Annotated in this window: 12 protein-coding genes; 8 read left to right on the top strand and 4 right to left on the bottom strand. The window is 50.3% G+C overall.

Going from position 1 to position 12,778, the window contains the following annotated elements; translation table 11 throughout:
• From Q397_RS0119225 to Q397_RS0119205, 5 genes are all read left to right on the top strand, one after another.
• Positions 1–315 (top strand): IS5/IS1182 family transposase (locus Q397_RS0119225; RefSeq protein WP_028877890.1); only part of this gene is annotated, 315 nt, incomplete at its 5' end.
• Positions 297–722 (top strand): hypothetical protein, encoded by a 426-nt coding sequence (locus Q397_RS0119220; protein ID WP_205618868.1) that lies wholly within the window; start codon positions 297–299, stop codon positions 720–722. The genes Q397_RS0119225 and Q397_RS0119220, both read left to right, overlap by 19 nt.
• A 180-nt stretch (positions 723–902) precedes the next feature.
• Complete coding sequence (locus Q397_RS23460) at positions 903–1,142, top strand: hypothetical protein (protein ID WP_038014899.1); 240 nt, start codon at positions 903–905, stop codon at positions 1,140–1,142.
• Positions 1,143–1,201: 59 nt separating this feature from the next.
• Complete coding sequence (locus tag Q397_RS0119210; protein ID WP_028880785.1) at positions 1,202–2,269, top strand: tyrosine-type recombinase/integrase; 1,068 nt, start codon at positions 1,202–1,204, stop codon at positions 2,267–2,269.
• 520 nt (positions 2,270–2,789) lie between these two features.
• Positions 2,790–4,856: a methyl-accepting chemotaxis protein gene (locus Q397_RS0119205; protein ID WP_028880784.1), complete on the top strand. Its 2,067-nt coding sequence runs from the start codon at positions 2,790–2,792 to the stop codon at positions 4,854–4,856.
• A gap of 81 nt (positions 4,857–4,937) precedes the next feature.
• Here the strand turns inward: Q397_RS0119205 and Q397_RS0119200 are convergent, their stop codons facing one another.
• The 4 genes from Q397_RS0119200 to dctP form a co-directional block, all read right to left on the bottom strand.
• A complete protein-coding gene (locus tag Q397_RS0119200; protein ID WP_038014895.1) occupies positions 4,938–6,206 on the bottom strand; it encodes a hydroxymethylglutaryl-CoA reductase, degradative in 1,269 nt (422 codons plus the stop codon).
• A 14-nt stretch (positions 6,207–6,220) separates the two neighbouring features.
• Complete coding sequence (locus Q397_RS0119195; protein WP_028880782.1) at positions 6,221–7,540, bottom strand: TRAP transporter large permease; 1,320 nt, start codon at positions 7,538–7,540, stop codon at positions 6,221–6,223.
• A complete protein-coding gene (locus Q397_RS0119190; protein ID WP_028880781.1) occupies positions 7,537–8,046 on the bottom strand; it encodes a TRAP transporter small permease subunit in 510 nt (169 codons plus the stop codon). Before Q397_RS0119190 ends, Q397_RS0119195 begins: the two co-directional genes overlap by 4 nt.
• A gap of 72 nt (positions 8,047–8,118) precedes the next feature.
• The gene (dctP, locus tag Q397_RS0119185; protein WP_028880780.1) at positions 8,119–9,165 is read right to left on the bottom strand and encodes a TRAP transporter substrate-binding protein DctP; all 1,047 of its coding nucleotides are present in this window, start codon (positions 9,163–9,165) and stop codon (positions 8,119–8,121) included.
• Positions 9,166–9,397: 232 nt separating this feature from the next.
• On the opposite strand from dctP, the gene Q397_RS0119180 reads away from it, so the two are divergent.
• From Q397_RS0119180 to Q397_RS24860, 3 genes are all read left to right on the top strand, one after another.
• Entirely contained in the window at positions 9,398–10,789 is a 1,392-nt protein-coding gene (locus Q397_RS0119180) for an aminotransferase-like domain-containing protein (RefSeq protein WP_038014892.1), read from the top strand.
• 169 nt (positions 10,790–10,958) lie between these two features.
• Positions 10,959–12,482, top strand: a complete 1,524-nt coding sequence (locus Q397_RS0119175; protein WP_028880778.1) for a cryptochrome/photolyase family protein — start codon at positions 10,959–10,961, stop codon at positions 12,480–12,482.
• A 74-nt stretch (positions 12,483–12,556) separates the two neighbouring features.
• The coding region (locus Q397_RS24860) for a transposase (RefSeq protein ID WP_156950802.1) at positions 12,557–12,778 on the top strand (222 nt) is incomplete at its 3' end.

Raw genomic sequence — 12,778 nt, 5'->3', positions numbered from 1 at the left:
AGTCAACCTGCCCTAGCAATGTTGGAAGCTATGCGGGAAGGCACAATTCTTTTGGCCGATAAAGCCTACGACAGCGATGCTATTCGGCAATTGGCTGAAAATAAAAAAGCATGGGCAAATATCCCACCTAAAAGCAATCGACGAAAGTCTTTTGCCTTTAGCAAATTCCTTTACCGCTACAGAAACTTGGTTGAGCGCTTCTTCAACAAACTCAAGCAATTCAGAGGCATTGCCACACGTTATGATAAGAACCCTGAGAATTTCCTCGCTGCTGTTAAACTGGCATCAGTTCGCATTTGGATAAAAAATTTATGAGTCTAGGGCCTAACAAGAAAAAACAGCTTACAACCAAACGCAGGAACGATCCGAAGGAATTATTCCGTACCTCACTTCTAGAACAAATTGATGGCATCGTTGCCGAACAAAATGGACAACAAGCCACGGTCAAGCGAATACGTTTCCACAAAGAAGTTGATCGACCATTGCGGAAATGGTGGTGGATGGATGGCGCATGTTTTTTCCTGACACTCCGGTATTCATCACAAATCATCCGCATCCAAGATCACCAAAGCATTAACTGCGGCGATTCCTTACAATGTGTTGAAGATGTGCTTCAACAGCTTCTGACGGCGCTTGACAACAAAGACCCGGATATTATCGATGCTATCGAAAAGGCGTACCAAAAAACGCGATGGAAGAAACGACCTCGGAGTCAAAGGTAAATCGTGAAGTAATACTCAAACATCCAATTTTCATATACTTCAACGCCAAAATTCTATGCTTCGAATATGACGTGCGGAACTTCAAAACGGCATAAAATATCAAGAAAAACCATAAATCGACAGGTCTTCGAAGTGTCAGGTAGAAGCGATACAGGAATAAACAACAAAGAAGGAGTTGCCATGGATACTGTACTCCCTACCGGCATCACCCCACGCATGCTGAATGAAGAAGCCGCTGCGTTCTATATGAATCTGGATCAAAAATCGTTCCGTAAGCTCGTCAATGACGGTCGCCTTCCTGAACCGCTAAAGTTCAACGGCGTTCGACGCAACTTATATGACCGAAAAAAGTTGGACGCGTTTCTGGATAGCATTTCAGGACTTGCAATTGTCGATGGCTTACAGGCTGTGAGACAATAACCCAAAACACCAGCAAGCAAGTTCCGTGAGAACATCAAGAAACGGAAAGGCAGCTAATCATGGGCGAAAACATTCCATATATCACAACACGAAAAAACAAGTCTGGGGCGCTGCGGTTTTATTGGCAGCGCCCCAAACACAAGATCGTTCGCCTCCCTGACGATCCTCTTGACCGGGCCAACATGGCTATCCGACTGAATAATGCAGCAGACCAAAAGGTAGAAATTAATCTAGCATGGGCAGAAGACACACTTGGCTGGGTTATTTCGAAATACAAGAACAGTGCTGATTACAAAGCACTCGCAAAGGGGACACTCAAGTATTACAATCGGTTCTTGAAGGATATTCTGGAACTCGGTGGAGAGATGCCTTTCGACGAAATCAGCCGTGCTGATGTAATTGATTTTGTAGAAAGCTACCCCAAAGACTCTCAACGCAAACATTGTTCAGCAGTTCTACGCAATTTATTCAACGAAGCCATGTATCGCGGATGCGCATCTCACAACCTTGCATCAAACCTCCGTTTGGCAGAGATGGGTACTCGTACCCAAATCTGGTTGCCGGAAGATATTGATTCGTGGAAGAAGGCAGCTAAGAAGCATGAGAAATCCGATGCGTTGATTTTGGCCTTCGACATGCTCCTCTACACCGCTCAACGCCCTATCGATGTTTTAAAGTCCAAATGGGACCAATATACCGACGATAACATCATCTTGGTTCGTCAGCAAAAAACCAAAACACTTGTTGGTCTACCCGCACACCGGGATTTAAAGAAAGCATTGGAAACCGCCCGCGACAAGCGTACTAGTGAGACAATCGTATCCAATAAAAATCGTCAAATGTCTTACAGCATTTTCCGCAAGGCGTTTGTTCAAATCTGCGCCATGGCTGGTATTCGTGATTTACAACCACGCGACCTTCGCCGCACTGCGGTTGTTCGTTTGGGACAAGCTGGCTGCACAATCCCTCAGATCGCATCCGTGTCTGGACACACCATCGATACTACGACGCAAATTCTTGAAAAGTACCTTCCTCGCCGAGTAGAATTGGCAATGGCAGCGATACAAAATCTTGAGAATGCCGAAGATGGTAAGAAGCTAGCCACTCTAACGCTGGAGCCAAAATAGACACGTTTTTGCTAACGTAATCTATATAAAACAATCACTTACAGAGGTAAAAAATATACAAAATGTATTATTCCTCTTAAGGAATACTGCAGAACTCCTTGTCTTCCTGCCTCGGTTCAGCCACCACTGTGTAGCAACCGTGTGGAACAGCCAAGAAGTTCACCCGATCAAGAAAACCCCATCAGTTCACACTGGTGGGGTTTTTGCATTCTAGACATACAACGTGGGAGAATCGTCGCGGGCAAAAAATCAATCTGTAGGGATATGCGGTTTTTGTGCGCTTTGCTTGCATGTAAAAAATTAAAACGGGCGGAAAATCAACACCATGAAGGGAATAGAACTTCCATAAACACCCTATAGAGGGTCCACATCACTCAATTGGCTATTTATTATTCCCATACCCAACTTTTTATGTGAACCTTTTGAGACTCATGACCTTTTCCATGAGAGGACCGTCAAAACCTGTCATTATTTTTTTGATCGGCACAAATCTGTTTATACATTTAAACAAGGGCATCACATGATCTTAAACAAAACCATAAAAGGGCGCATTGTCGTTTCGGGCGTCGTCATTGTCATCGCGGCCTGCGCGATGATTACCCTGTTTGCAAGCAAGAATATGCTGTCACTTGCCGAACAATCGAGTAAAGAGTCTCTTGAAGCCCTTGCTAACCAATATGCCGAAAATATTGAAAAAGAACTGGGCGCAGCCGTCATAACGGCACAAACCCTCACCGCCTCCCTTGAAGGCGTGCAGGCCTCCGGTGATTACACACCGGAAAATATTGCGCAGATGACCATAGGTGTAGTTGCGGCCAACCCACAATACGTGGGCTGCACAGCCGCTTGGGAGCCCAACAAGTTTAACGGCAATGACCAAAGCCTGATCGGCAACAAATATGCCGATGCCACAGGCCGCTATGTCCCCTATTTTTACAACACCAAAGACGGTGTTGCCTTTGAAGCATTGGACATGAGCCCTGAAGCCGGTATTGATGAATGGTACCTCCGCCCGATCAAAGAAAACCGCGAAGTTGTCACCCCGCCCTACCTCTATCCGGTTGAAGGCGTAGATGTTTTGATGACCACCGTATCCGTTCCCATCCATGATAAAAACAATAATGCCATCGGGATCGTGACCGTCGATACCTCCCTCGACAAAATCGGGGAAATTGTGTCCAAGATCAAACCTTACAAAAACGGATTTGCTTACCTCATCAGTCATGACGGGCAATGGGTGGCTCACCCGGACAAAAAAATGCCCGGCACACCGATCAAGGGCGACCTGGAAAAAACCATCTTTGACCATGTTATAAAAGACGGTTTTTTCCACAATGAAACCCTGATTGATGGCACAGAGATGATCAGCGTTGCGGTCCCTGTCAACTTCGGCACTAAGGAAAACTGGACCCTTGCCATCCATGCCAAACATGACGACGTTTTTGCCCAATCCAGTCAGGTGCAAAACATTTTGCTTATGATCTCCCTGCTCTGCGTTGTTGTCGCCACCCTTGTCTATTACTTCATGGGGTCCAGCGTCGCCAAGCCGATCACGCAACTGGCAACCACCATGGGGACCATGGCAGACGGCCAAACCGACATCGAAATCCAGCATCAGGATAAACAGGACGAAATCGGCAGCATGGCAAAGGCGCTCCATCACTTCCAGGAACGCCTGCAGGAAAATATCGCCCTGCAAAAGCAAGCCCATGAGATGGAGATCAAAGCCTCGCAAGAACGTCACGACAGTCGTATTGCGCTTGCCGATGACTTTGAACGCTCCGTCAATTCCATCGCAACCGAAGTCTCCAACGGTATTCAGGAAGCCTCTGGTTCTGCCGCTGTCATGTCTGACAATTCCCAAGCCAGCCGCGACAAGATGTCCTTGGTCGTCCATTCCATTCAGGATGCCAACAGAAACGTACAGACCGTTGCCGCGTCAGCAGAAGAACTCTCCGCCTCCATCGTAGAAATTTCGTCACGGGTTGCAGAAGTTGCCAATACCGCCAAAGATGCCTCCAATCAGGTGGAACAAACCAACGCAACCGTAGGCGATCTGTCCAGTTCCGCCGAACGCATTGGGCAGGTGGTCAACCTGATTAACGAGATTGCGGATCAAACCAACATGCTGGCCCTCAACGCCACCATCGAGGCCGCGCGCGCCGGTGAAGCAGGTAAAGGCTTTGCAGTTGTGGCAAGCGAAGTGAAAAACCTCGCCAACCAGACTGCCAAAGCCACCAGCGAGATTTTCCAGCAAGTTACTGACATGCAGGACGCCACGCGCAAATCCGTACAGGCCATTCAGGGGATTAAAACCGTCATTGATCAAGTCGATCAGATCACGACGGGCATTGCCTCCGCTGTGGAAGAACAGGCCGCCGCCACCAGCGAAATCGCCCGCGGCGCCCAAAACGCCTCTAACAGTACCATTCAGGTGGAACAAGCCGTCAGCGAGGTCGCCGGCGAAGTGGAAAATGTCAACGAAGCCTCCACCACCCTCACCCAAGGCATGGAAGACCTAAAACAACGCTCCCACGCCATGTCCCAAGAAGTAGAAACCTTCCTCAACGGCATCCGTCACAACTAGACGCGAAGCCAAGCAAGAAAAGAAAAAGCCCCCCTTCACACAAAAGGTGAAGGAGGGCTTTTTCGTCTTTAACAAACGCTCTTAGCTCGTGCGGAGTTTTGCCAGTTCTTGTTCGGCAACATCAACGCGCACGGTGCCGAGTTGGACGAGGGTTTTGGCGATGGTGTCGATTTCGTCACCCACAGCGCCTGCCATGACGGCGATGTTTTTGGCGTGCAGGCCCATGTGGCCTTTTTGGATACCATCGGTTGCCAGTGCGCGCATGGCAGCGAAGTTTTGGGCAAGGCCAACGGCGGCAATGGCTTTTGCCAAATCTTCTGCGGTTTGAACGCCCAAGATCTCAAGGGAGGCTTTGGCGACAGGGTGGATTTTGGTGGCCCCACCGACAAGGCCAACCGGCATCGGGATTTCGATGGAACCGCACAGGTTGCCGTCTGCATCCACTTCCCACGTCGTCAAGCTGGTGTAGCGACCGGAGTGTGCCGCATAAGCATGGGCACCGGATTCAACCGCGCGGGTATCGTTGCCCGTTGCCAGCACAACGGCGGAGACACCGTTCATGATCCCTTTGTTGTGGGTTGCCGCGCGGTAGGGGTCAGCTTCGGCAAAGTAATAAGCCTGCATCATGCCGTCACGAACGTCTGTGCCACCGATGGCTTCGGGTGTCCAGACGGCGCGGGCGCGGGCCAAACGACGATCGGCAAGGTTGGACAGGATCCGCAGGTAAGGCTTACCGCCCGTCCAACCCGCCAACACAGGGGCGAGTTTTTCTGCCATGGTGTTGACCGTGTTGGCCCCCATCGCATCGCGGGTATCCACGATAATGTGGGTAACCAGCATGGTCTCATTTTTGGCTTTGACCATCCGCACATCAACATCATAGAAGCCACCGCCCAACTTGATCAACAGCGGATCCGCATCGTTACAGATGGTGCGAATTTCCTCGATCCGTTCCAGAATTTTCAGGCGCGCATTGGCGCAATCCGCCACGTTGGTCAGCTGAATTTGCGCGATCATCAACGAGCCTGTGGTCGAGGTGATAAACCCGCCGCTGTCACGACATTGACGCGCCGCGTTACAGACAGCCGCAACCACCGAAGATTCCTCGGTTGCCATGGGGATCAGCACGTCTTTGCCGTCAATCACCATGTTGGTTGCCACGCCCACCGGAATGGACAGGCTGCCGATCACGTTTTCGATCATGCGATCTGCGGTTTCTGCCGGAAGGTTGCCGAACTCTTCAAACACCTTCAAGGTGTCGAGGCTTGCCGGGCTGTTTTCAGCCACTTTTTGCAAACGTTCAGGAATGGATAATTTATGAAACCCTGAAATTCTCGAAGAAGAAGACATATTTTTTCTCACTTTCATTTTTCAATCATGAATTCCGGCAGCCACGTGACCACATCGGGAAATAGGATAAACAGGAGCAAGGCAAACACTTGCAGAAGGAAGAAGGGGATCACCCCGCGATAGACCTGGGCGATGCTGATGTGGGCAGGCAGCACACTCTTGAGATAAAATAAGGTGTAGCCAAAGGGCGGCGTGATATAGGCCATCTGCGCCGTAATCATAAACAGCACCCCAAACCACAGCGGGTCAAAATCAAGGGCAATCACGATCGGCAAAAACACTGGGACGCACAGCAGAATAATCCCGATCTCGTCCAAAAACAGACCAAGGAAGATCAGCACCAGCAACAAGATGCCCAACACCGCATAGCGCGACATTTCAAGTCCTTGGACAAACTGGATGACACTATCTGCCCCACCCGTTGCGTTAAAGACCGACACAAAAGTCTTCGCCCCAATGGTGATCCACAGGATCATGGCGGTGACTTTAAGGGTGTCATTGCCCGCATCGGAAATATCGCGGAAGTTTAAACGCCCGAGCACCGCCGAAGATAACAACGCACCCAGCACACCAACGGCTGCGGCTTCCGTCGGTGTGGCGATCCCCATGTAGATGGAGCCAAGCACACCAAAGATAATCATAAACGGCAGGATCAGGGATTTTAGGGAAGCAAGCTTTTGGTCCAGCGTAAACTGTTCGTCAACCATATCCGGTTTTGGGGCCAACGACGGGTTCAACATCGCCCGCACCCAGATATAGACACTGTAAAGCGACGCCAGAATAATCCCCGGCACAATCCCCGCAATAAACATTTGCCCAATCGAGATTTTGGCAGAAATCGCATACACAATGGTCACAATCGACGGCGGGATCAAAATCCCCAATGTCCCGCCCGCACAGATGGTGCCAAGGGCCAGACGTTCGTCATAATTGCGCTTTAACATGGATGGCAGGGACAAAATCCCCATTGCCGCCACAGCCGCGCCGACAATCCCCGTCATCGCCGCCATGATGGTACAGATAATCACTGTCCCGATCGCAAGCCCGCCCACCACGTTGGAGAACCATTTTTCCATCGCATTATAGAGGTCTTCAATAATGCCGGATTTTTGCAGGATACTTGCCATCAACACATAAAGCGGGATCGCCAGTAAGCTTTCCGACGACATGGTCTCAAAGGTTTGCAGCACCGAGATCACCAGCGCGTCCATTCCCCACAAGGAAACGGTAAACAGAAACGCAACCCCACCCAGCACAAAAGCCAGCGGGGCCCCTGTCAACATGGTGCCCACAAGCGCGGCAAACATCAAAAATAAAACGACAGAAGACGTCATGACGCACCTTCCGTTTTCGCCGGATGCTGCCCATTCAACAGAAACATGATTTCCGCCAAAACTTGTAAAAACATCAAACCACCGGCAAGGGGGAGAAAGAGTTTGAACGGCCAGACAACCGGATTCCATGAGGAAAAGGAGGTTTCCTGCATCATGAAGGAGTTATAAGCCAGCGGTGCGGCGTAATAAGCCAAAAGACCCGCAAAGACCAACCCCAGACAGAGGCCCGCAAACTCCAGTACTTTGGCAAAGGGGCCACGCACGCGTTCTTTCAGGATATCGACCGCCACATGCCCACCCATATGCAGCAGGTACGGCCCGCCCAGCAAAAAGTAAGGGCCAAACAGCAGGCTTGCCAGTTCAAGGGACCAAACGGTGGAGGCGCCGAAGACGTAACGGCTCACGACCTCGATCAACATAATCGGGACGATCAAATAGATCAGCCATTTTGCCGTGTTGAACAAAAAGCGGTTCAACGACGTAATCAAAAGGGGGATGTTTTGCATGAGATTTCATCCGGATAGGAAAAACGGTCCGGCACCTTTCACATCAGGCAGCCGGACCGTCCGGGAAAGTGTTTAAGCGAGCAAACCAAGCTGACGCATAAAGTCGACCTGACTATCCATCACTTTCTTGGCAAGCGCATCGCCATTGGTGGCTTTTTCCCACGACGCAACAGCGAGCTTACGGCCTTTTGCAATCTCTGCCGGATCAAGGGTCAGCACTTCAACGCCTGCATCCTGAAACTTCTTGAGATATTCCGCATTCGCCACCAAAATGTTTTGACGCAAGGAGGACGAAATTTCACGCGCGGCAACTTCCAACGCATATTTAAAGCTATCCGGCAGTTTGTTGTAAGCCATTGTATTGGCCACATAGCTGGTTGCGGTTGTCGGCTGATGCACACCCGGCAGCAGAATATATTTCGCAACTTCTGCCAGACCCTGTTCAAAGTTGGCTTTGATATCGCCACGGTCTGCCAGATCAATCAGGCCTTTATCCAGCGCAGAATACACTTCGCTTGTCGGCAGTGGAGAGACGTTTACGCCCAGATCACCCATCACTTTACTGGCCAGACCAACGAAGCGGCCTTTTTTACCTTTAAAGTCTTCAAGGCTGTTGATCTTCACCTTAGAATGCATCGGCTCTTCGCCATAAATGGTCGGGGCGATATAGGTCAAACCTGCAGGCGCATAAGCCTGACGTGCCAGATCAATCCCGCCAAGTTCATAGAACCATGCTTCAAACTGATCAGACTCAGGGAAACCAAAGGGCACGGTAGAGGTAAAGCCGAATGTCGGAATTTTACCTGCAGCGTAGCCATCAAATGTCTTCATCATTTCAAACGCGCCACCGCGCACGGCGTCAAAAGCTTGCGCGTTCGGCACCAATTGACCTTCGGCAAACAGTTTGATTTCAAACTTGCCGTCTGTCAGTTCTGCCACGCGTTTAACAAATTTTTCTTCAAACTGCTGCGGTGTCGTCCCGCCGCCCCACAGGGCCTGCATGCGCCATGTGACTTTATCAGCAGCTTTTGCCGCCTTACCGGATGTCAGAATTGCAGCACTCGCGCCGATCCCAACGGCAGCCGCTTTCAAGACATTTCTGCGGTTAACTTGTTTCATAGATAGCTCCACTGTTAAAAATATTTTAGACATTTACAGGACAATTACAGACAATTCTTTTGCGTGTCTTTTCGTTTAAAAGGTGGAATTGCCGAAAGTTCTGTGTAATTCTTACGTTTGTCTTTTTCCAAAATCAGTATTCGTTATTAGTACCATCCTAAACAAGGTACAATAATTTATTAAAAATCAAACACTGTACCACTAAATTTATAGGTACACTTTGAGGATTGACATGCCCCGATATGCCAAAGCCAAAAACCTGGTCACCACACTGGTCGATAAGACAGCCAAAATGATTGAACAAGGCACCCTAAAACCCGGCATCCGCCTACCTTCCATCCGCGAAGCCGCAAGCAACAACAGTGTGTCTAAAAATACCATGGCGGAGGTGTATGACCGCTTGGTCGGGCAAGGCTATCTGACGTCCAAACAAGGTTCCGGCTTTTACGTCAATATCAATCGCTCCAGCACAGCCCATCGCGCCGCCCCCAAACAGGCAGAAGCCCTCAGCATCGTGTCCCTCTTGCGCCATCAACTCAAACAGGATCATGATATCCGTGTCGGGGACGGACGGTTGCCGTTTGACTGGGTGGAAGGATCAGAAGTCGGGGCCTTCTTTCGTAATCCCAAATCCCTGAAGGATACCAACCTGAAAGACGGCTACGGCTCTCCCATGGGGTATCGTCCGTTGCGCGAACTGATTTCCCTGACCTTGGCAGAACGATCAATCACCGCCACACCCGATCAGATTTTAATGACCAATGGCGCCAACCATGCGCTTGATCTGGTGATCCGCCACCTTTTGTTACCGGGGGATACGGTCCTTGTGGATGAGCCGGGATATTATCCGCTGTTTGGTAAATTAAAGCTGGAAAATATCAACATGATCGGGGTGCGCCGGACCGAAGACGGGCCGGACCTTGATGACCTCGCGGACAAAGCAACGCGCCTGAAACCCAAGATGTTCTTCACCCAATCCTTGGCGCAGAACCCAACCGGCAGCACCATCACCATCGCCACCGCCCATAAAGTCCTCAGCATCGCAGAACAACACGACATGTATGTGGTGGAAGATGATCCGTTTGCCGATGTGATGACCCAATCCCTGCCCCGCATCGCCACTTTGGACCAGCTGGAACGGGTGATTTACATCGGCACCTATTCCAAAACTCTGTCGGCAAATTTACGCGTGGGCTATCTGGCAGCCCGCCCCGATCTGGTGGCGGCGCTGTGTGATCTAAAAATGATCACCATGGTCAGTTCGTCCGAATATGGCGAACGGCTGATTTATAATCTGATGTATAAAGGCCATTATGTCAGGCACCTGCGCCGCCTGAAAAAACGCATCGATAAGGCCCGAAACGACGTTTTAAACGTGCTGGACGGGCTTGATTTTCAAAAGGTTCACCAGCCCACGGGGGGCTATTATTGCTGGGTGCAATTGCCCGACGGTATCGATGAAGCTCAATTGGTCCAGCGCGCCAACGAACAAAGCATCTTCCTTGCCCCCGGTTCCGTTTTCTCCCTCGATAAAGACAGCACGGACAGCTTTATGCGCCTCAACATCGCCCATGCCGCCCACCCCACCTTTATCGCCTTTATGCAGGAAATTTTAAAAAAATAAAAAAGGGATGATCCAACCGGTCCCAAGGGGCGTAAAGACAACAGAACAACGATTTCGACGACTTTACCCACCATCCCTCCCCCCCTCACTGGGTCGAAATCGTAAAGCGAAAAGCCTAGGGTAGGGCTTTTCGCTTTCTTTTTTAGACAAAGGCAAAATGTGAGGCACCGTGGCAAATCTGATTATGATTTTGGGGGATCAACTCAGCCGATCCATCAGCAGCCTTGACGGAGCACAGCCCGGACAAGACATCCTTTTCCTCTGTGAGGTCGTGGAAGAAGCCACGTATGTCAAACACCACCCGAAAAAGATCGCCCTGATCTTTTCCGCCATGCGCCACTTTGCACAAGACCTGCGCGCAGAAGGGTTTACGGTTCATTACCGCAAGCTGGATGACCCAGACAGTAAAGGCAGCTTCACCAACGAACTGGCAGACGCAGTTGCACGCTACAGCCCTGATAAAATCATCCTTACAGAAGCAGGAGAATGGCGGGTCCAGCAGACCATCCAGACGTGGCAAGAGGATCTAGGCGTTCCGGTAGAGGTCCGCGCCGACACCCGTTTTCTTGCCACATTGGATGAGTTCGCACACTGGGCATCGGGGCGCAAACAGTTGCGCATGGAATATTTTTACCGCGACATGCGCAAGAAACACGCAATCTTGATGGACAAAGGCAGCCCCACGGGCGGTAAATGGAACTATGACCACGACAACCGCGAAAAACCGTCAGACCAGCAAGCTTACCCTGCACCTTTTCACGTCCCGCCTGACGAGATCACACAAGAGGTGCTGAACTTGGTGGAAAACCGTTTCTCCGATCATTTCGGCACGCTAGACGGATTTCAGTATGCCGTGGACCGCACAGGCGCGCATGCGGCCCTAGATCATTTTATCCAGCACAATCTACCCACCTTTGGCACGTATCAAGATGCGATGGTGCAAGGCCAGCCGTGGATGTTTCATTCCCACATCAGTTTTTACCTTAACATCGGTTTACTCGAGCCGCTGGAATGTATCAAAGCGGCGGAACAGGCCTATCATAACAACCGCGCACCTTTAAACTGCGTGGAAGGTTTCATCCGGCAAATCTTGGGTTGGCGCGAATTTGTGCGCGGGATTTACTGGCTAAAAATGCCCGACTACGCCGATGAAAACACATTTAACGCCACGCGCAACCTGCCCGCCTTTTACTGGACGGGCCAAACGATGATGAACTGCCTGCGCCAATGTGTGCACGATACCCGCCAGCATGCCTATGCCCACCATATCCAGCGGCTCATGGTGTTGGGGAACTTCGCCCTTCTGTCAGGCATTGACCCTAAACAGGTGAATGAATGGTTTTTAATTGTCTATGCCGATGCCTTTGAATGGGTGGAAATGCCCAACGTCACCGGTATGGCGCTATTTGCGGATGGCGGCTTGCTCGCCAGCAAACCCTATGCCTCCAGCGGAGCTTATATCCAGAAAATGTCCAACTATTGCGACAGATGTAGCTTTGATGTGCGCAAAAAAAATGGGCCAAAAGCCTGCCCGTTCAATTACCTCTATTGGGATTTCCTAGACCGCAACCGCGACCAACTATCAAACAATCACCGCCTTGGCATGATCTACAAAAGCTATGAGCGTATGACAGAAGAAAAAAAGCAAGCCATCAAGGATGACAGCGTGCGTTTCCTGCGCTATCTAGATTAGGCCGTAAACTCATAAAATTCCTTCCTGTATCAGCTTGAATATGATTCAACCTTCCAAAAGATTTGGAGGGAATTATGAGCCGCCGCCGTTTTGAGCTTACAGACTATGAATGGTCGATCATTGAACCGCTTTTGCCTCAAAAAAGCCGAGGCGTTCCACGTGTAGATGACCGCCGTGTTTTGAACGGCATTCTCTGGCGGTTTCGCACAGGGTCTCCTTGGGCAGATGTGCCTGAACGCTACGGTTCATATACGACCTGTTACAATAGGTTTGTTCGTTGGCGAAAGGCTGGTGTT

This window comes from Terasakiella pusilla DSM 6293, from assembly GCF_000688235.1.
In the GTDB taxonomy this organism is placed as follows: domain Bacteria; phylum Pseudomonadota; class Alphaproteobacteria; order Rhodospirillales; family Terasakiellaceae; genus Terasakiella; species Terasakiella pusilla.
The sequence above is the reverse complement of the archived record's forward strand: the minus strand, read 5'-3'. Positions and strand labels throughout refer to the sequence as shown.